Here is a 19,646-nt window from a genome sequence, read left to right as displayed (position 1 = left end):
CTCCTTAAGTGGTTGTGCACTCATCCTGCCACCCGCGCGGGCGAAAACGCCTGACGCGAAGATGACAGTTTTGTCATCCTGCGCATCGCTGCTGGGCAGCGCCCGCGTTCTTTGCGAGACTGTCGCCATGAAACTGCTGCTGATTGAAGACAACGACAAAACCCGCGCGTGGCTCGAAAAAGGGCTGCGGGAGGCGGGGCTGGTAGTGGACACTGTCGCCGACGGGCGCGATGGCCTGCACCTGGCTCTGGAGCAAGACTACGCGCTGATTATCCTCGATATCATGCTGCCGGGGCTCGACGGCTGGCAGGTGTTGCGCGCGCTGCGCACCGCCAAAGCCACGCCGGTGCTCTGCCTGACGGCCAGAGATGCGGTAAGCGATCGCGTGAAAGGGCTGGAGCTGGGGGCCGATGATTATCTGGTGAAGCCCTTTTCCTTCGCCGAACTGCTGGCGCGCGTGCGGGCGCAACTGCGCCGCCATGCGCCTGCCGCCGCGACGCTACAGGTGGCGGATCTGACGCTTGATACCGCGCGCCACGCCGCCAGCCGCGGCGGCGAGCGGATCGCGCTGACCCGCCAGGAATTTACGCTGCTGTGGCTGCTGGCAAGCCGCGTCGGGGAAATTTTACCGCGCACGCTGATCGCCAGCGAAGTCTGGGGGATTAACTTTGACAGCGAAACCAACGTGGTGGATGTCGCCATTCGTCGCCTGCGCAAAAAAATCGACGATCCGTTCCCGCTCAAGCTGATAGAAACCGTGCGCGGCATGGGTTATCGCCTTAACGCGCCGGAGCAGAGCGATGCGTAGCCCATCGTTAACGCTGCGCCTGACGCTCATCTTCACGTTGCTGGTGGCGTTTGCCTGCGGCGTCACTGGCGTGTCGCTCTACCGTTCGTTAAGCGCCGAGCTTCTCTGGCGCGATGACCAGACGCTGCTGAACCGCGCCTCACAGCTGCGCCAGCTGCTGACGGACGGTGCTGAGCCGCGCCAGCTGCCGCTCTATTTCAACCGGATGCTGGATACCCGCCAGGATCTGCTAATGATAAAACGCGCGGAGGGCGAGACGCTGGTGAACATCAACCAGGCGGGCGTCGCGCTGCCGACACTTGCGCCGGTGCCGCCGGGGCGCGGCGTGAACGAGCAGGCGCTGCACCGCTGGCAGCGGCCTGACGGCGTCTCTATCAGCGCGCTGGCGCTGACGGCGAGCGATGCCCGCGGCCCGCTCATCATCACCGTGGCGCGCGTGGCGCAGGAGCGCGCGCAGATGCTGGCCCAGTATCGCCGGGAGAGCCTGATGGTGTGCCTGCTGGCGACGCTCGCCGCCGCGCTGCTCAGCCCGTGGCTTATCCGCCGTGGCCTGCGCGCCATCGCCCGTCTCAGCGAGGCCACCGCGCGCACCGGCAGCGAGACGCTGCAACAGCCGCTCAGCCTGGAAACCTTACCGCGCGAGCTGCTGCCGCTCGGCGAGGCGCTCAATACCATGCGCCACCGTCTGGCGGAGGATTTTGCTCAGCTGACGCGCTTTGCTGACGATCTGGCCCACGAACTGCGCACGCCGGTGAATATTCTGCTGGGGCAAAATCAGGTCGCGCTGCAACGCCCGCGCAGCGTGCAGGAGTATCAGAGTCTGCTGGCCGGGAATATCGAAGAGCTGGAGCAGATGACCCGGCTGATTGAAAACATTCTGTTTCTCGCCCGCGCCGATCATCAAAACATCGCACTGAAGCGCGAAAGGCTGGCGCTTGAGCCGTTTATTCATCAGCTGACCGATTTTCTGGAGCCGCTGGCAGAAGAGCAGGAGATAACGTTTAACGTACAGGCGCACGGAAATATTTTCGCCGATCGTCTGCTCCTCCAGCGAGCACTCACTAACCTTCTGACCAACGCGCTGCGCCACGCGCCCGCAGGCAGCGAGGTGCGGATTACCGCCGTTCAGGAGTCAGGAGAAACTGTGCTCAGCGTCGCCAACCAGGGCGCGCCGATAGCGGAGGCGGAAAAGTTATTTCAGCGTTTCTGGCGCGGGGATAACGCACGCCACACGCCCGGCACCGGGCTTGGGCTGGCGCTTACAGAGGCGATCGCGCGCCTGCACGGCGGCTACACGGCGGTAGACCATGAGGCGGGATGGAATCGCTTTCGTCTGCGGTTCCCGGCGGCCTGATCAGGAGAGCCTCAGCGCCGCCATCATACCGATAATATTGGTTGCCGAATGCAGGACAATGGGCGCCAGCAGGCTGCCGGTGTGAATACGCACCTGGCAGAGAATTATCGAGAAAACAAACAGCCAGACGAATGTGGTGGGCATCTGGTACTGCGCGTGGCCGATGGCGAAAAACAGCGATGTGCCGACCATCGCGACCGTCTGGCCGGTTTTCCCCCAGCCGATGCCCGCATTCAGCAAAAAGCCGCGGCAGATAACTTCTTCCACGACAGGGGCCAGCAGGCAGATGCAGACCGCCGTCAGCGCAAGATTAAAGGATGACATCTGTGAAAGCGTCGCGCTCCACGGCTCTTGTCTGCCGAACAGCCCGTGAATAAAAGAGAGCGCCAGCAGCGCCAGCCCCGGCCATACCAGCGACTGTACGCTCAGCCCGCCCGCAGGCAGCAGGCCGAAGCGCTTCTGGTAGCGCTGCCAGCAAAACAGCGCGAACGGCAGCCAAAACACGAAATAGAGCAGCGGCGTGGCGAGCCCGGCGCGGTAAATGCTCATATAGCCCGGCAGCATCGACACCACCAGCGGCAGCATAAACCAGGCCAGCCCGACGGCAATACAGAGCAGAGTATGTTGGAATCGGTCGGCGGGCGCGTTCATCAGGACGTCCTTGTGGCTAAGGAAAGGAGAGCGGGCCATTCCCGCTGCCGCGGATTATACCTGGCCTTTCCCCGCCGATAAGCTTTTTTGTACAGGCCTGCGTTTTTGGCACAGGCCTGTACGATGGCTTACCCGCGCTCCCCGTACTGCTCGTCGGACACGTGTTCAAGCCACTCCACCACGCTGCCGTCCTGCGCTTCCTGGATAGCGATATGGGTCAGCGGCGTAGTCGGGCTGGCACCATGCCAGTGTTTTTCATACGGCGGGATCCAGACCACATCACCGGGGCGAATCTCACGAGCAGGCTCGCCCCAGGTCTGCACATAGCCGAAACCTGCGGTCACGATCAGCGTCTGGCCCAGTGGATGCGTATGCCAGGCGGTTCGCGCACCCGGTTCAAATGTGACGCTATTACCGCCAGCGCGCGCCGGGGCATTCGCCGGGAAAAGCGGATCGACACGCACCGTACCGGTAAACCAGTCTTCCGGGCCAGCGTAAGAGGCCTGGGAACCACAATAATAAATATCCGTCATAATTTAATTCCTCTTTGGCGTCGATGGGGCGGCGTTGTGCGTCGAAATGCGTTGAACCGCCCCGTTCGTCGTTAATGGTGATTATTTCAGGTTAGCCTGAAAGAACGAGGTCAGCTTCGCGAACGGGATGAGATCGGTACGATCGTACAAATCTACATGGCCTGCGTTCGGCACGACGTAAAGTTCTTTCGGCTGTGCGGCGCGACGATAGGCGTCTTCGCTAAACTCCTTAGAATGCGCCTGATCGCCGGTAATAAAGAGCATCGAGCGCGGCGAAATCGTCTCGATATCGTTGAATGGATAGAAGTTCATAAACTTCACATTACTGGTAAGCGTCGGGTGCGTGGTGAGCGCTGGCGTGGAGCCTTTCGGCGTAAATTCGCCGCGAGGCGTGCGGTAGAAATCGTAAAACTCTTTCTCTATAGCCGAAGTGTTTTCATCAATTTTATGCACGGTGCCGCCGGTATAGCGTGTCTTGCCGCCTGTGAACTCCACCTCGCGCTGCGCTGCCGCGTCGGCAATAATTTTCTGGCGCTGCTCAGGCGTTAATGAATGGTGAAGCGCGTTGCGATTCGCCGAGCCCATGTCATACATGCTGACCGTGGCAATAGCCTTCATGCGCGGGTCGATTTTGGCCGCGCTGATGACAAAGCTGCCGCTGCCGCAGATGCCCAGCACCCCGATGCGGTTTTTATCGACGAACGGACGCGTGCCGAGATAATCCACCGCGGCGCTGAAATCTTCCGCATAAATATCTGGCGAAACGGCATTGCGCGGCTGGCCTTCGCTTTCGCCCCAGAAGGAGAGATCGATAGCGAGCGTAACAAAGCCCTGCTCCGCCAGCTTCTGGGCATAAAGATTCGAGCTTTGCTCTTTCACCGCACCCATCGGGTGGCCAATGATAATCGCCGGATTTCTGACGTGTTGATTCATCTTTTTCGGCATGAACAGATTGCCGGTGACCTTCATCTGATACTGGTTTTTGAAGGTCACTTTCTGACGGATGACGCTGTCGCTCTCATAAAAGTTATCAGCGCCCCGCGACATATCGGCGGCGCTCGCGGCAAACGCGCTGGTCAGCAGACCTAATAGCAAAGTAAAAGCTTTCATGGTGTTATCCTCAAAATGGCTGGACGATGGTGCCGCCCGGCGTGTTTAGCATCACGCCAGCGTCGCGGTGTCGATGACAAAGCGATATTTCACATCGCCTTTGATCATGCGCTCCCACGCCTCGTTAATTTCATCGGCGCGGATAAGCTCAATGTCGGCGACGATACGGTGCTCGGCGCAAAAATCGAGCATCTCCTGCGTTTCCGGGATGCCGCCAATCATCGATCCCGCGATAGCGCGGCGTTTGAAAATCAGGTTAAAGACTTCCGGCGACGGATGCGGCGACGCGGGCGCGCCCACCAGCGTCATTGTGCCGTCGCGTTTTAAAAGCGCAGTGAAGGCATCCAGGTTATGCGGCGCGGCCACGGTGTTCAGGATGAAATCGAAGCTTTTGGCGTGCGCCTGCATTTCACTGGCGTTACGCGATACCACCACTTCATCGGCGCCCAGCTCTTTCGCCGCGTCGCGTTTGGATTCTGATGTGGTAAACGCCACGACCTGCGCGCCCATCGCGTGCGCCAGTTTGATACCCATATGCCCAAGCCCGCCGATGCCGACGATGCCCACTTTTTTCCCGGGCCCAACTTGCCAGTGACGCAGCGGCGAATAGGTCGTAATACCTGCACACAGTAACGGTGCGACGGCGGCGAGCTGGGATTCCGGATGACGGATGCGCAGCACATAGCGCTCATGCACGACAATTTGCTGTGAATAACCGCCAAGCGTATGGCCCGGCGCGTCCGGCGTCGGGAAGTTATAGGTGCCGATCATGTGATCGCAGTAATTCTCAAGCCCGTCATCGCACTCTTCGCAATATTTACAGCTGTCGACGATGCAGCCGACGCCCACCAGATCGCCGGGCGCGAAACCGGTGACTTTCGTGCCGATTGCAGTGACGCGACCGACGATTTCATGGCCCGGCACGCAGGGAAATAACGTGCCCGCCCATTCGGCACGTGCCTGATGAATATCCGAGTGGCAAACGCCGCAATACGCGATGGCGATTTGCACATCGTGCTCGCCGGGTTCGCGGCGGTTAATCGTCATCGGTTCAAGCGGTTGAGTGGCGGAAAGCGCGCCAATAGCCTTAATGTGCATAACGAAACTCCTCAATGTTCGGCCGGCTTGCGGCTCAGATGTCAGGATGTAAATCCTGTTTTGACGTGATGGTTGTCAGTAGCGCCGCCAGCAGTAACAGCCCGGCGCTCAGAAAGAACGTGCTGCGCCAGCCGCTGTGGTCAAAAGCGAACCCGCCGAGCGTGGAGCCGAGCGCGATGGAAAGCTGAACGACTGCCACCATCAGACCGCCGCCCGCCTCGGCGTTATCGGGCAGCGTCCGGGCGACCCATGTCCACCAGCCCACGGGCGCGGCGGTGGCGATAAGGCCCCAGCCGCACAGCAGTGCCGCAACCAGCGATACGCTGTGGCCCACGACGGTCAGCGCGACGGCAATTGCCGCCATTAAAAAAGGGATAGCAATAAGCGTCCGGTAGAAGCCTGAGCGCAGCGCACCACTAATCAGCAGCGTGCCGGTAAACCCGGCGGTGCCAATGCCAAGCAGAATGAGCGACAGCGCAGGGACACTGACGCGCGTGACGGTTTCCAGAAACGGACGCACATAGGTAAAGAGCGCGAACTGGCCCATGAAGAAAATCCCGCAGGCCGCCATGCCCACGATCACCAGCGGCTGGCGCAGCGCGCCGCCAGCACGCGCGTTGTGCCCCTGCGCAGGCATCGCAGGCAGGCTTCGCCATTGCCAGATAAAGGCGAACAGCGCGATCGGTGCGAGGCAGAAGAACGCGCCGCGCCAGCCTATCACCGCGCCGAGACAGCTGCCGAGCGGGGCGGCGATAACCGTGGCCAGCGCATTGCCGCCGTTGAAAATCGCCAGCGCGCGTGGCACCTGATGACGCGGCACCAGCCGAATCGCCGTTGCGGTGCTGAGCGACCAGAACCCGCCGATCGCTACGCCAATCAGCGCGCGGCCCGCCATATAGGTGAGGTAATCGGGCGCGAGCGCGATGACGCTGCCGGACAGCGCCATCAGCAGCGTCAGCCCCAGCAGCAAGGTCTTGCGGTTGAGATTGCCAGCGAGCCGTGACAGAAACAGGCTGGTCAGTACCGCCAGCGCGCCGGAAATCGCGATGCCCTGGCCCGCCAGTCCTTCGCTGATGCCTAAATCCTGTGATACCGGCGTCAGCAGGCTCACCGGCATAAATTCCGAGGCCACCAGCGCAAAGGCGCAGAGCGTCATTGCCAGCACGCCGCTCCAGTACGCGCGCGGGTGGGTGTCATCATGTGTTGTCGTTGTCATCTTCAACAGGCCCTGTAGCGTGATAGAGGGTGGTCCGACGCGCTGCATAGCGCGCACGCCAGCGCAGGCGCCGTAAAAATGCGGCACATGGCTGAAAACCTTGGTGTTATCGGGTGCCGGGAAACGAGCCAGAACGGGCGTTCGGCGTTTCTGGCTCCGTAAAAAGAGGCGGTGCGTAAACCTGCGCCGCGAGAGCAGAACGGATTGTTGATGAAAATTTTACACGGGTGTGTCAGGCTGACTAGCTAATGAATGCTGAACACCATTATTAGAATTACTAATAAATCAAGGCGAGAAGCCGGGCGATGAAACGTAACCTGAACGATCTGTTTTCTTTTGTGACCGTTGCGCGCGAGGGCAGTTTTACCCGCGCTGCGGCGCAGCTAGGCGTGACGCAGTCGGCGTTAAGCCAGGCGATTGCCGGGCTGGAAAACCGGCTAAAGCTGCGTCTGCTGACGCGCACGACGCGCAGCATTTCGCTCACGACCGCAGGCGAGCGCCTGCTGGAGGCGATCGGCAATCGTTTTGATGAAATCGAAGCAGAACTCGACATGCTGAGCGCGCTGCGTGATAAGCCTGCGGGTAAGGTGCGTATTACCTGCGATCCACACGTTCTGCATGCGCTCTTATTACCAAAACTGACGCCGATCTTACGCGATTACCCGGATATCGAGATGGAATTTGATGCCAACCATGGGTTTCGCAATATCGTCGCGGATCGCTTTGATGCAGGCGTGCGGCTTGGCGGTACGATCGATAAAGACATGATTGCCGTGCCGATTAGCCCGCCGATGCGGATGGCTGCCGCCGCCTCGCCGGATTACTTCGCGGCGCATCCGGTGCCGGAAACGCCGCACGATTTGGTGGCTCACAACTGCATTAACTTGCGTATGACCAGCGGAGGCGGGCTGTATGTCTGGGAATTTGATGGGCAGGACGGGCCGGTGAATGTGCGCGTTGAGGGCCAGCTTATTTTCAATACGGCTGCGCATATCGTTCATGCCGCGCTGGACGGACTCGGCATCGCCTTTCTGCCAGAAGGTGAGTTTGACGACCATTTTAAAGACGGAAAACTGGTGCGCGTGCTTGAAGCGTGGTGCGCACCGTTTCCCGGTTATTACCTTTATTATCCCAGCAGAAAGCAGCCATCTCCTGCCTTTTCGCTGGTGGTCGAAGCCCTAAAAATGACCGGCAATCGGAAAAGGTAAAGACGTGCGTCAGGCGTTCAGCCGCGCCAGCCCTGCCTGCGCGGGTGGGTAATCGCCGCACTGCGTATAACAGGCCTGCGCCTCTGTCGTCATGCCGGAGATTTCCAGGATCACCCCGATGTTGTACCAGGCCTTAAAACTGGTCACGCCCGCTTTGCTGCTCTCCGGCATGCGGGTGCAGTGTAAGAAGGTGTCCACCGCCGCCTGTAGCTGGCCGTTATTCATCAGAATCAGCGCTTTAAGAAACATGAAATCGGCGGAGGTATACCAGCGCTCGTAATCAAGAATGCTCATGGCCGCCGCGTAATCGCCCTGATTAATCAGCGCATAGCCCAGCGTTTCGACCATCTCTTCAACATACTCCAGCGCCACGTTCGGTTCATAGCTCAGCGCCTTGCGAAACGACTCTGCCGCCGGGGCATAGTCGCGTTTGAGAAAATGGCTTTTGCCTAGCTGAAACCAGAGATACGGATCGTCCGGCTGCGTCTGCAATGCCCGCTCCAGCAGGCGAATGTTGCGGGTAATTTTATCCGTCTCCTGCAACACCGCTTTTTTGTAGCCGACATGATCGAGCGTCACAGGCACCGGGAACATGTCGCCCGGCGCGTGGCCCTCGCGCGGCGTCACCTGCTCGTGGATCACGCCCTGATAGTGATAACGCGCCTTTGGGAACAGGCGCGACACGCGCTCACGCAGGGTGGTGACGCCGTCGCCTTCGTCAATGTAGTTAATCCGCTCCACGCGCCCGACGCCCTCCGGGTGCGCATGGATAAGCGCCTGCAGCGCCGGGATATCCACCGCCATTATGGATTCATCGGCATCAATCACCAGCACCCATTCGTGGCGGGCGTAAGTCAGCGAGGCGTTACGCGCCGCCGCGAAATCATCCACCCACGCGAAGTCATACACCTTGTCGGTAAAGCGTTGCGCGACGGCTTTGGTGTCGTCCTGCGATCCGGTATCGACAATCACGATATCGTCGAAATGCGCGGCGACGGAGGCGAGGGTATCGGCAAGATGCTTTGCCTCGTTTTTCACGATCATGCAGATGGAAATCATAGCGTCAGGTTCAGGCGGCTTCGGGGGAATTCACGATACCAGAGGTATCGGCGGCGGGTGGCAATTTTTTAGCGGTGCCTGCCAGCGCGTCAGCGCCGTCTATTATTAACTCTCCGTTATAAAAAAAGCCGCGCGGCATCGTAGCGGCAACACTCTTTTCACTTTGACAATACTGGAGGCCTGGCATGAGCAACCACGGCGATGAAACACACCACGGGCATCTGCGCGATGCAGGCGGCCCGCCGCCGCAATATGTCCCGCTGAGGCTGACGGTGAATGGCGAACCCCGGCAGTTGGAGGTGGACACCCGCACGACGCTTCTGGACGCGCTGCGCGAACATCTGGCGCTGACGGGCACCAAGAAGGGTTGCGATCACGGCCAGTGCGGCGCGTGTACGGTCATCATCGACGGACGGCGCGTGAATTCGTGTCTGACGCTGGCGGTGATGCATCAGGATGCCGACGTCACCACCATTGAGGGGCTCGGCTCGCCGGAAAACCTGCACCCGATGCAGGCGGCGTTTGTAGAGCATGACGGTTTTCAGTGCGGCTACTGCACGCCGGGGCAGATCTGCTCCTCGGTCGCGATGCTTAAAGAAATCGAAGCGGGCATCCCAAGCCATGTGACGCACGATTTAGTTTCACCGCCGGAAATGACCGCCGACGAAATCCGCGAGCGCATGAGCGGCAATATCTGCCGCTGCGGCGCGTATGCCAACATTCTTGCTGCGATCGAAGATGTCGCCGGGAGTGAATCCTCATGAAAGCTTTCACTTACGAACGCGCCGCGACGCCCGCAGAGGCGGCGGCCAGCGCGCAGCGCACGCCGGGCGCAAAATTCATCGCGGGCGGCACAAATTTGCTCGATCTGATGAAACTGGAGATAGAAACGCCGGTACATCTGATTGACGTTAACGGTCTCGCGCTGGACACAATTGAGCCGACAGAAAACGGCGGTTTGCGGATTGGCGCGCTGGTGCGCAACACCGATCTGGCGGCAGATGACCGCGTGCGCCGCGACTACGCCGTGCTTTCACGCGCGCTGCTGGCCGGGGCATCCGGGCAGTTACGCAACCGGGCGACGACCGCCGGGAATCTCTTGCAGCGCACCCGCTGCCCCTATTTCTACGATACCAACCAGGCGTGCAATAAACGTCAGCCTGGTAGCGGCTGCGCTGCCATGCAGGGTTACAGCCGCCAGTTAGCCGTGGTGGGCGCGAGCGACGCCTGTATCGCCACGCACCCGAGCGATATGGCGGTCGCCATGCGCCTGCTGGACGCGGTGGTAGAAACCATCAACCCGAACGATCAGGCGCGCCGCATTCCGGTCGCGGAGTTTTACCGCGCGCCTGGCGATACGCCGCATCTGGAAACGGTGCTGGAGCCTGGCGAATTCATCACGGCCGTCACGCTGCCGCCGCCGGTGGGCGGAACGCATATCTATCGCAAAGTGCGCGACCGCGCCTCTTACGCGTTCGCGCTGGTATCGGTGGCGGCGATTGTGCAGCCGGACGGCACCGGGCGCGTGGCGGTGGGCGGCGTGGCGCATAAACCCTGGCGGCTCGATGCCGCGGATGCGCAGGTGCCGCACGGCGCGCAGGCGGTGTATGACGCGCTGTTTGCCGATGCGCAGCCGACCGCGGAAAACGCATTCAAGCTGGTGCTGGCGAAACGCACCATCGCCTCGGTACTGACGCAAGCGAGGGCAGGCTGATGAAATTTGAAAAACCGGCAACAGAGAACCCGATCGACCAGCAGAACGTGGTCGGACGGCCGCGCGATCGTATCGACGGCCCGCTGAAAACCTCAGGCCAGGCCACTTACGCCTATGAGTGGCACGATGAAGCGCCGAACGCCGCCTATGGTCACGTTGTAGGCTCCGCCATCGCCAAAGGGCGCATCGTCGCGATGGATATCCAGGCGGCACAACAGGCACCCGGCGTGCTGGCCGTGGTGACGGCGGAAAACGCCGCCCTGCCCGGTAAGGGCGACATGAACGCCGCAACACTACTGGGCGGCCCGGACATTGAGCACTATCACCAGGCTATCGCGCTGGTGGTGGCGGAAACCTTCGAGCAGGCGCGTGCGGCCGCCGGGCTTATCGCCGTGGAATATGAAGAAGCGCCGGGGCATTACGATCTGGCGCAGGAAAAACCGTCGGTGACCACGCCGCCGGACGATACGCCCGATAAAATCGTTGGCGATTTTAACAGCGCTTTTGAAAGCGCCGCCGTGCAGCTCGATGCCACGTACACCACGCCGGATCAAAGCCATATGGCGATGGAGCCGCATGCGTCCATGGCCGCGTGGGAGGGCGATAAACTCACGCTCTGGACGTCCAGCCAGATGATTAACTGGTGGCGCGGCGATCTCGCCAAAACACTCGGTATTCCTGTTGAAAATATCCGCGTGCGTTCGCCGTTTATCGGCGGCGGCTTTGGCAGCAAACTCTTTTTGCGCAGCGACGCGGTGCTGGCGGCGCTCGGCGCCCGTGCAACGCAACGCCCTGTGAAAGTGATGCTGCCGCGCCCCTTTATTCCCAACAACACCACGCACCGCCCGGCCACGATCCAGCGGGTGCGCATCGGCGCGCACAATGACGGGCGCATCACGGCCATCGCCCATGAAAGCTGGTCCGGCAACCTGCCGGGCGGCCCGACGGAGACGGCGACCAACCAGACGGAGCTGCTCTACGCGGGCGCGAACCGCCACACCGGGCTGCGGCTGGCGGAGCTGGATCTGCCCGAGGGCAACTCCATGCGCGCGCCTGGCGAAGCGCCGGGCATGATGGTGCTGGAGATCGCGATGGATGAGATGGCCGAAAAACTCGGCATCGATCCGGTGGAGTTTCGCATTATCAACGACACGCAAGTGGACCCGGCGCACCCGGAGCGCTTTTTCTCGCGCCGCCAGCTGGTGGAGTGTCTGCGAACCGGGGCGGCGCACTTCGGCTGGCATCAGCGCAACCCGCAACCGGCGCAGGTACGCGAAGGCGACTGGCTGATTGGGCTCGGTATGGCGGCGGGGTTTCGTAATAACCTGGTGACCAAATCGGGCGCGCGCGTGCATCTGGACGCGCAGGGCCATGTCACCGTGGAAACGGACATGACGGATATCGGTACCGGTAGCTATACCATCATCGCGCAAACCGCCGCTGAAATGATGGGCGTGCCGCTGGAGCGTGTGACGGTGCGGCTGGGCGACTCCGATTACCTCATCTCTTCCGGCTCAGGCGGGCAGTGGGGCGCGAACAGCTCCACGGCGGGCGTGTACGCGGCGTGCGTCAAACTGCGCGAAGCGGTCGCCAGTAAGCTCGGTTTTGACCCGAACCGCGCTGAATTTTTTGATGGCAATATTCAGGGCGACGGGCGCATCGCGGTGCTCGCCGATGCCGCCGCTGACGGCACGCTGACGGTTGAAGACACCATGGAATATGGCGATCTCGATAAACAGTTCCAGCAGTCGACCTTCGCCGGACATTTTGTGGAAGTGGCCGTCGAGGCGAACACCGGCGAAGTGCGCGTGCGCCGGATGCTGGCGGTCTGCGCCGCCGGGCGCATTCTCAACCCGAAAACCGCGCGCAGCCAGGTCATTGGCGCGATGACGATGGGGCTTGGCGGGGCGCTGATGGAAGAGCTGTTCGTCGATACGCGGCGCGGCTTTTTCGTTAATCACGACATGGCGCTCTATGAAGTGCCGGTTCACGCCGATATCCCGACGCAGGAGGTGATTTTCCTGGAAGACACAGACCCGGTGTCGTCACCGATGAAAGCTAAAGGCGTGGGCGAGCTGGGCCTGTGCGGCGTCAGCGCCGCCATTGCGAACGCGATTTACAACGCCACCGGCGTGCGCGTGCGCGATTACCCCATCACGCTGGATAAGCTGCTTGAAGGGCTGCCAGAGATGGCATAAGGACGTGACGGCTGGCGGCCACGCGTCGCCAGCCGCACCCGATCGCCGTTTAACAGAAGGATGAGAAAAGGTGCTGCAACAACCCCTGCTGACAGAACAGGCGCGGCCTGAGGCGGCGTTTCTGACCGATGACAGCACCGCGATTTTGCGCTTTGCGGCGCAGGCGCTGCGCGCCGGTATGGCCGCCGCGCTGGTCACGCTGGTGGAGATCCGCGGCGGCTCGTCACGGGCGCTCGGCGCGCAGATGGCCGTGCGCGACGACGGCGCGTATTGCGGCTTTGTTTCCGGCGGCTGCGTGGAGGCGGCCGCCGCTTTCGAGGCGCTGGAGGCGATCGCCTGCGGTAAAGACCGCCTGGTGAAATATGGCGAAGGTTCGCCTTATTTCGATATTGTGCTGCCGTGCGGCGGCGGCATTACGCTCGCGATTCACCCGCTACGTGATGCGATGCCGCTGCTGGCGGTGCTGAACGCCCTTTCGCAGCGCAAAGCGGCGGGGCTGCGTTATCACCCTGCCACGCAGACGCTGCAAACCGTGCTGCCGTTACAAAAGACCGGCTGGCGCGACGACGCCTTTGACGTGCGCTACACGCCCTGCACGCAGGTCATCATTTTTGGCCGCTCCGTAGAGGCCGAGGCCACCGCCACTATCGCGCGGGCGGCAGGTTATGACGTGCTGGTGAATGACGGCGTCAATCCGCAGACTGCTTGTGCACAGATGGACGCCGATACCGCCGTGATCGTGCTTTTTCACGATCTTGATCGCGAGTTACCGGTACTTGAGGCGGCGCTTTGCGGCGCGCCGTTTTACATCGGCGCGCTCGGCAGCCAGCGCACCCATGCCGCACGCACCGTGGCACTGCGCGAGCGGGGCTTTAGCGAGCAGGATATCGCCCGCATTAAAGCGCCGATCGGGATCTTCCCGAAAGCCCGCGACGCGCAGTCGCTGGCGCTGTCGATTCTTGCTGATGTTGCGGCGGCGCGACTCAACCGTGAGGCCGCAGTCTGATGCCCGAAGCACAGCCGGTCATCATTATTCTCGCCGCCGGAAAGGGCGAGCGCTTTCGCGCGGGCGGCGGAACGACGCACAAGCTGGAGGCGCTGCTGGCAGGCAAGCCGGTGCTGCAACACGTACTGGCGGCGGCGCAAGCCTCTGGCCTGCCGTGGCATCTGGTCAGGCCGGAAGGGGGCACTGACGGCATGGGCGAGTCCATCGCGCTCGGTGTCAAAGCCACACCAGACGCCGCAGGCTGGCTGATCCTGCCGGGCGATCTGCCGCTCATAACGGCCGCGTCGCTGCAACGGGTGGCGCAGGCGCTGAATGAAAAGCCCGTGGTGGTGCCGTACTACCAGCAGCGTCATGGTCACCCGGTCGGCTTCCGGCGTGAGTATTTCGACGCGCTTGTCGCGCTTTCTGGCGATGAGGGCGCAAAATCGATTGTGCAGGTGGCAAGGGCGCGCGCAGACGTATTAACGCTTGCGCTAAACGACGCAGGCATCGTGCAGGACATTGACGTGCCGGCGGATTTAGCGGCGGCTGAACACGATAAAAAATAGCGCCGTACAGATTTTACGAACACGCTGGTGAAATGCGTAAAATCTGACGGCGTTTCGCGCTTACGCGGCCAGCTTATTTAACGCGTCGAGGGTTTCCTGAGAGAGCGTTAATTCCGTGGCCTTACTGTTTTCATGGAAATGCGCGACTGACGACGTACCCGGAATTAATAAAATATTCTCCGCGCGGTTTAACAGCCAGGCGAGCGCCACCTGCATCGGTGTCGCTGATAATTGCGTTGCGATAGTCTCAAGCGTTGAGGACTGCAACGGTGAGAATCCGCCTAACGGGAAAAACGGCACATAAGCAATCCCGACGGCGGCCAGTTCATCAATTAACGCCTCATCGCGGCGGTGAACGATGTTATACATATTCTGCACGCAGCTTATCGACGTTATCTGCCGCGCCTGCGCAACCTGTTTCTGCGTGACGTTACTTAAACCGATATGTTTAATCAGCCCCTGTTCTTTTAATTTAACCAGGGCCGTGAGCGGCGCTTCGATAGATCCTTCCGCCGGGCCGTGGACATCAAACATCACGCGAAAATTAACGACATCCAGTGCGTCGAGCTTCAGGTTGCGCAAATTATCGTGAACGGCTTGCGTTAATTCTTCAGCCGAAAATGCCGGGTTCCACGAGGCATCATTTCCGCGTGTCGCACCGACTTTAGTTACAATCGTCAGGTCGTCGCGGTAAGGGTATAACGCTTCGCAAATCAGTTGATTCGTAATGTGCGGCCCGTAAAAATCGCTGGTATCAATATGATTAACGCCCGCCTCAACGGCCGCGCGTAATACGCTGAGGGCCGCGTTTTTATCTTTCGGCGGGCCAAATACGCCTGGGCCTGCGAGCTGCATCGCGCCATATCCAAACCGTCTGACTTCACGGCTGCCGAGTTTATACGTACCGCTTTTTTCAATAGTGTTCATGACGACCTGCTTGCTGTACCGGTGTGAAGGAAGTATTAGTATATGAAGCATCCTTCAGTTTAAGAATTCGCATTCCATGAAGACCACCGCAGCACCGCTAAGCCCGCGTAAAACCCCGATCCAGCGCCGTTCCGTGGCGACGGTGGAGGCGCTTCATACGGCGACTATTCAGGTTTTAGTGACCGAAGGGCTCAGCCGTTGCACCACCACGCGCGTCGCCAACCGCGCAGGGATGTCGGTCGGGAGCCTTTATCAGTATTACCCTAACCGCGACGCGCTGCTTTCCGGCGTGCTGGAATTACACTTAACCAAAATTGCCGATGCGCTTGAAGCCGCGTGTATTTCCGTGCGTGGCAAACCCGTCCGGGAAATGGCGGATGCGATAGTGCAGGCCTATCTGCAACTGAAACTAGCGAATCCTGAGGAATCAAAAGCGCTGTATGGCGTGGCGGCAGAGCGTGATGGTGCCCGGTTAATGGGCGTGATGTATGAGCGAATGGTGAATGATATTGCGCAAACACTTATTACCGCCCCGGATAATACCTTCCCCGACCCGGTATTCACCGCCCATCTGGCGCTGGGCGTCATTACCGGGCCGACTAAGGCGTTTCTCGAAGGGTTTATTCCACACGACTATACCGGGCAATTTCAGATGCATTTGTCGCGGTTGTTAGGGGGTTATTTGAAGGGATGACATGAATCATTAATTATGAAAGTGTATTAATTTATGGTTGATATCAAAACTATGAATACCTACTGCATTTTTTAATCTTCATCAAAGATAACTTAATTAAATAACAACCCCTTTTTACTTCTTGTGTCGTATAGCGGTAAATAACCGTTATTGCTGTCGAGATCTATTCAATGAAGCAATGAAAAAGCGTGATGTCATCGATATGATTTAATAAAGGAGATCATTATGGCTGTCCCGGCACATTTATGGCTTTATGACGCCTCGGGCGCGTTAATTTGTGGTGGATCAGAAGTGATGGGGCGCGAGGGGAGTATAGAGGTTCAGAGCTTTGGTCATGGTTTGTCTGTACCTTACGACGGGAATACCGGCAAACTAACAGCAACACGCGTTCATAACCTGATGAACATAGAAAAGGAATTCGATAAATCATCGCCTTATCTTTATCGCGCAGTCGCTACCAGTGAAAAACTACAGCGAGCTATCATTCGCTGGTATCGAATTAACCACGCGGGTATGGAAGAAGAATTTTTCCAGATGATACTGGAAGATGTAAGAATTACTGGTATCCATCCTAATATGCAAAACTTTAAACACCCGGAAGGGTTGCTTTCCACTCCGGTGGAGTCCGTAGGGTTGATATACAACAAAATAACCTGGAAATACCTGAACGGGAATATCCAATATACGGATGCCTGGAACAGCCAGATGTATGCTTAGGATAGCGCTATGATCAATTGTGAACTTAACTACAATGAGAAAACCGCAGACGGCAAACTCTTATTGCGTTGCGCTGGTGTCGGCGTTTTTCCTGTGTTTTCTGGGCTTGGCAGTTACAAAAATGTGCTTGAATTTTCTGGAAGACGTAACGGGCCTATTCCATTGGGGAAATACTGGATAGTCGATCGTCCACGAGGTGGACCGTATTCGAGATTTCGGACATGGCAAAAAGAAAGATCCACAGGTAATGTCTACGATGAATGGTTCGCTTTGTTTAGGCAAGATGGGTTCCTTGACGACACAACTGTTGTCGGAGGGACATCCCGTAAAAGTTTTAGACTTCATCCCTTAAGAATGGATGGGACTGGCGTTTCGGATGGGTGTATAACCTTTTATAAAAGAACTGATTTTTATACTTTGAGAACAGCATTGTTTAATACAATGAAATATGTTGTTTACTGTAACGGACTTGAGGCCTATGGCGATATTAATGTTATAGGAATGCCTTATGCCAACACGTTTTAAATCTTTTATGAAAAAGTTATTGCAATTATTGATATTAATTGTTATCCCCCCAGCAAACATAATTTTTATGGAAACAGGAACCTATGGTGGTGGACTACCGCCGCTCTTTGCAACGGTTTCACTGCTTTTCTTTAATATTTTCTTGTGGGGATTAATCATCAGACTAATGAACATCTGGTCATGGTATAAACTTATCAAAGGAAGCGTCTATTATTTTTGTTTTCTGGTTATCATTATTTTTTCTGATGTTGGGTATTATTCTGGTTGCCTGGCCTGGTATCTTGTAAGCCATTATTCTTCCGCGGAAAGGTTTACCGAAATTGAAAGTCAGATCGATCTTTTAGAGGAATTGTTTTTTGTCGGCTCCACAACGGTTATGGCGTTAATTATTTCAGCTGCGCTTATCACTGTGGCGGATAAAATAATGAATAAAAGACAAGCCATCAAAAGGAAGTTCAGAAGCGACTAATCACAAAGCGGGAAGGCATTTTGGCGGAAGATCACAGGAGTCGAACCTGCCCGGGACCGCTGGCGGCCCCAACTGGATTTGAAGTCCAGCCGCCTCACCGGAGACGACGATCTTCCGCGCCTGCATTGCTACATGGAGGCCGGCGCATTATAGGCGCGTTTCAGACGCTTACCAATACCCCCGTCACACTCTTTTTTCGCCCTTCCGATACCCGTTATGCGGTTTTGCTTAAGTGTTTTTCCGTTGTTACGGGCCACAAGAATTATTCATTCGTTGCATCAGCAGGTTATCGCGATCACAGAAAGTAAGAATCATAAATAAATAACCAGAAAACAGAATTTCTGGCGGTTCCGAACGGCGCTAAAAACTTAAGTGAAATTTCGCGTATCGCCGGAGGACCACCGAATGAGTGAGCAAGCGCTTTCCGTGAAGGAGAAGATTGGCTACGGCATGGGAGATGCCGCAAGCCATATCGTTTTTGATAACGTCATGCTTTACATGATGTTTTTCTACACCGATATCTTCGGCATTCCCGCCGGGTTTGTCGGCACGATGTTTTTACTGGCCCGCGCGCTTGATGCCATCTCCGATCCGGCGATGGGACTTATTGCCGACCGCACCCGCAGCCGTTGGGGTAAATTCCGCCCGTGGGTGCTATTTGGCGCGCTACCATTCGGCGTGGTGTGCGTGTTCGCCTACAGCACGCCGGAGCTCAGCCTTAGCGGCAAAATGATCTACGCCGCTGTCACTTATACGCTGCTCACGCTGATGTACACGGTCGTGAACATTCCTTACTGCGCGCTGGGTGGCGTGATTACCAGCGATCCGCAGCAGCGTATTTCGCTGCAATCCTGGCGTTTTGTGCTGGCGACGGCGGGCGGCATGCTCTCGACGGTACTGATGATGCCGCTGGTGAATTTTTTCGGCGGCGAAGATAAAGCGTTCGGCTTTCAGGCAGGGATTGCGGTGCTTGCCGCCGTGGCGTTTCTGATGCTCGCGTTTTGCTTCTTCACCACTAAAGAACGCGTCGAGGCGCCGCCGAATACTTCCACCATGCGTGAAGACCTGCGCGATATCCTGCAAAACGATCAGTGGCGCGTCGTGGGCGTGCTGACCATTCTCAATATCCTCGCCGTCTGCGTGCGTGGCGGGGCAATGATGTATTACGTCACCTGGATTATGGGCGATGCCGCGCTCTTCTCCTGGTTCCTCGGCCTTTACTGCGTCGGCAATCTTTTTGGCAGCGCGCTTGCCAAACCGCTGACGGACTGGAAGTGCAAGGTCAGTGTTTTCTGGTGGACCAACGCCGCGCTGGCCGTGCTGAGTGTCGCCATGTTCTTCGTGCCAATGAGCGCCACCGTCGTTATGTTCGTTTTTATCTTCGTTATTGGCGTCCTGCACCAGCTGGTGACACCCATTCAGTGGGTCATGATGTCCGATACGGTCGATTACGGCGAATGGCGCAACGGTAAACGTCTCACCGGGATTAGCTTCGCGGGCACGCTGTTTGTGCTGAAGCTCGGCCTGGCGCTGGGCGGCGCGCTGATCGGCTGGATGCTGGCAGGTGGCGGGTATGACGCCGCCGCGAAAACCCAGAACAGCGCCACGCTCACCATCATTGTTTCACTGTTCACGCTGGCGCCGGGCATCTGCTACGTGCTGAGCGCCATCATCGCGAAGCGTTACTACACGCTGAAGACCCCGTTTTTGAAAAACATTCTTGCAGAGCTGGCGAAGAGCGCGCGCCATAACCAGCGGGAATTTGAAACATTGCCGGTCAGTAAGACATTCCAGAAATCGAAGGGGTAAGC

Annotated in this window: 20 protein-coding genes and 1 tRNA gene; 13 read left to right on the top strand and 8 right to left on the bottom strand. The window is 58.3% G+C overall.

Features of this window, described 5'->3' with window-relative positions; translation table 11 throughout:
• Positions 1–127: 127 nt before the first annotated feature.
• A complete protein-coding gene (gene hprR / locus G6041_RS18075) occupies positions 128–808 on the top strand; it encodes a response regulator transcription factor HprR (protein WP_012126265.1) in 681 nt (226 codons plus the stop codon).
• Positions 801–2,162, top strand: coding sequence for a heavy metal sensor histidine kinase (locus G6041_RS18070; RefSeq protein ID WP_012126266.1), 1,362 nt, complete (start codon positions 801–803; stop codon positions 2,160–2,162). Before hprR ends, G6041_RS18070 begins: the two co-directional genes overlap by 8 nt.
• Here G6041_RS18070 and G6041_RS18065 read toward each other — a convergent pair whose 3' ends face one another.
• From G6041_RS18065 to G6041_RS18045, 5 genes are all read right to left on the bottom strand, one after another.
• Complete coding sequence (locus G6041_RS18065) at positions 2,163–2,813, bottom strand: CPBP family intramembrane glutamic endopeptidase (protein ID WP_041460652.1); 651 nt, start codon at positions 2,811–2,813, stop codon at positions 2,163–2,165. It lies immediately after the preceding gene.
• 128 nt (positions 2,814–2,941) lie between these two features.
• Positions 2,942–3,346, bottom strand: a complete 405-nt coding sequence (locus G6041_RS18060) for a (R)-mandelonitrile lyase (protein ID WP_007895508.1) — start codon at positions 3,344–3,346, stop codon at positions 2,942–2,944.
• Between the two features lie 81 nt (positions 3,347–3,427).
• A complete protein-coding gene (locus tag G6041_RS18055; protein ID WP_012126268.1) occupies positions 3,428–4,456 on the bottom strand; it encodes an alpha/beta hydrolase in 1,029 nt (342 codons plus the stop codon).
• A gap of 51 nt (positions 4,457–4,507) precedes the next feature.
• Positions 4,508–5,554: an NAD(P)-dependent alcohol dehydrogenase gene (locus G6041_RS18050; RefSeq protein ID WP_012126269.1), complete on the bottom strand. Its 1,047-nt coding sequence runs from the start codon at positions 5,552–5,554 to the stop codon at positions 4,508–4,510.
• Between the two features lie 34 nt (positions 5,555–5,588).
• Positions 5,589–6,857: an MFS transporter gene (locus G6041_RS18045; protein WP_041460653.1), complete on the bottom strand. Its 1,269-nt coding sequence runs from the start codon at positions 6,855–6,857 to the stop codon at positions 5,589–5,591.
• Positions 6,858–7,075: 218 nt separating this feature from the next.
• Here G6041_RS18045 and G6041_RS18040 point away from each other — a divergent pair, with 218 nt between their 5' ends.
• Complete coding sequence (locus G6041_RS18040; protein ID WP_012126271.1) at positions 7,076–7,978, top strand: LysR family transcriptional regulator; 903 nt, start codon at positions 7,076–7,078, stop codon at positions 7,976–7,978.
• Between the two features lie 9 nt (positions 7,979–7,987).
• On the opposite strand, the gene G6041_RS18035 is transcribed toward G6041_RS18040, so the two are convergent.
• The gene (locus tag G6041_RS18035; RefSeq protein WP_012126272.1) at positions 7,988–9,037 is read right to left on the bottom strand and encodes a glycosyltransferase family 2 protein; all 1,050 of its coding nucleotides are present in this window, start codon (positions 9,035–9,037) and stop codon (positions 7,988–7,990) included.
• A 185-nt stretch (positions 9,038–9,222) separates the two neighbouring features.
• Here G6041_RS18035 and paoA point away from each other — a divergent pair, with 185 nt between their 5' ends.
• The 5 genes from paoA (at position 9,223) to G6041_RS18010 (ending at position 14,503) form a co-directional block, all read left to right on the top strand.
• A complete protein-coding gene (gene paoA, locus G6041_RS18030) occupies positions 9,223–9,801 on the top strand; it encodes an aldehyde dehydrogenase iron-sulfur subunit PaoA (RefSeq protein ID WP_012126274.1) in 579 nt (192 codons plus the stop codon).
• Positions 9,798–10,751 (top strand): FAD binding domain-containing protein, encoded by a 954-nt coding sequence (locus tag G6041_RS18025; RefSeq protein ID WP_012126275.1) that lies wholly within the window; start codon positions 9,798–9,800, stop codon positions 10,749–10,751. Before paoA ends, G6041_RS18025 begins: the two co-directional genes overlap by 4 nt.
• A complete protein-coding gene (gene paoC, locus G6041_RS18020; RefSeq protein WP_084999188.1) occupies positions 10,751–12,949 on the top strand; it encodes an aldehyde oxidoreductase molybdenum-binding subunit PaoC in 2,199 nt (732 codons plus the stop codon). Before G6041_RS18025 ends, paoC begins: the two co-directional genes overlap by 1 nt.
• Before the next feature lie 70 nt (positions 12,950–13,019).
• The gene (locus G6041_RS18015; protein ID WP_012126277.1) at positions 13,020–13,955 is read left to right on the top strand and encodes an XdhC family protein; all 936 of its coding nucleotides are present in this window, start codon (positions 13,020–13,022) and stop codon (positions 13,953–13,955) included.
• Positions 13,955–14,503 carry a nucleotidyltransferase family protein gene (locus tag G6041_RS18010; protein ID WP_012126278.1) on the top strand — a complete coding sequence of 183 codons (549 nt, stop codon included), beginning with the start codon at positions 13,955–13,957 and terminating at the stop codon, positions 14,501–14,503. Before G6041_RS18015 ends, G6041_RS18010 begins: the two co-directional genes overlap by 1 nt.
• A 60-nt stretch (positions 14,504–14,563) precedes the next feature.
• On the opposite strand, the gene G6041_RS18005 is transcribed toward G6041_RS18010, so the two are convergent.
• Entirely contained in the window at positions 14,564–15,430 is an 867-nt protein-coding gene (locus G6041_RS18005; RefSeq protein ID WP_041460654.1) for an aldo/keto reductase family oxidoreductase, read from the bottom strand.
• Between the two features lie 76 nt (positions 15,431–15,506).
• Here G6041_RS18005 and G6041_RS18000 point away from each other — a divergent pair, with 76 nt between their 5' ends.
• The 4 genes from G6041_RS18000 (at position 15,507) to G6041_RS17985 (ending at position 17,835) form a co-directional block, all read left to right on the top strand.
• A complete protein-coding gene (locus G6041_RS18000; RefSeq protein WP_012126280.1) occupies positions 15,507–16,124 on the top strand; it encodes a TetR/AcrR family transcriptional regulator in 618 nt (205 codons plus the stop codon).
• Between the two features lie 225 nt (positions 16,125–16,349).
• Positions 16,350–16,841, top strand: a complete 492-nt coding sequence (locus G6041_RS17995; protein WP_004386533.1) for an Hcp family type VI secretion system effector — start codon at positions 16,350–16,352, stop codon at positions 16,839–16,841.
• A 9-nt stretch (positions 16,842–16,850) separates the two neighbouring features.
• Positions 16,851–17,366, top strand: a complete 516-nt coding sequence (locus G6041_RS17990; protein WP_071818039.1) for a DUF2778 domain-containing protein — start codon at positions 16,851–16,853, stop codon at positions 17,364–17,366.
• Positions 17,350–17,835 carry a hypothetical protein gene (locus G6041_RS17985; RefSeq protein ID WP_041460655.1) on the top strand — a complete coding sequence of 162 codons (486 nt, stop codon included), beginning with the start codon at positions 17,350–17,352 and terminating at the stop codon, positions 17,833–17,835. Before G6041_RS17990 ends, G6041_RS17985 begins: the two co-directional genes overlap by 17 nt.
• Before the next feature lie 21 nt (positions 17,836–17,856).
• Here G6041_RS17985 and G6041_RS17980 read toward each other — a convergent pair.
• Positions 17,857–17,951: transfer RNA gene (locus tag G6041_RS17980), tRNA-Sec, on the bottom strand.
• A gap of 289 nt (positions 17,952–18,240) precedes the next feature.
• On the opposite strand from G6041_RS17980, the gene G6041_RS17975 reads away from it, so the two are divergent.
• The gene (locus tag G6041_RS17975) at positions 18,241–19,644 is read left to right on the top strand and encodes a glycoside-pentoside-hexuronide family transporter (RefSeq protein ID WP_012126283.1); all 1,404 of its coding nucleotides are present in this window, start codon (positions 18,241–18,243) and stop codon (positions 19,642–19,644) included.
• Positions 19,645–19,646 lie beyond the last annotated feature (2 nt).

It is taken from the genome of Cronobacter sp. HA18003 (assembly GCF_011605905.1).
Classification (GTDB): Bacteria; Pseudomonadota; Gammaproteobacteria; order Enterobacterales; family Enterobacteriaceae; genus Cronobacter; species Cronobacter sakazakii.
Note: the sequence above shows the minus strand (reverse complement) of the source record. Positions and strands in the feature narration are given on the sequence as shown.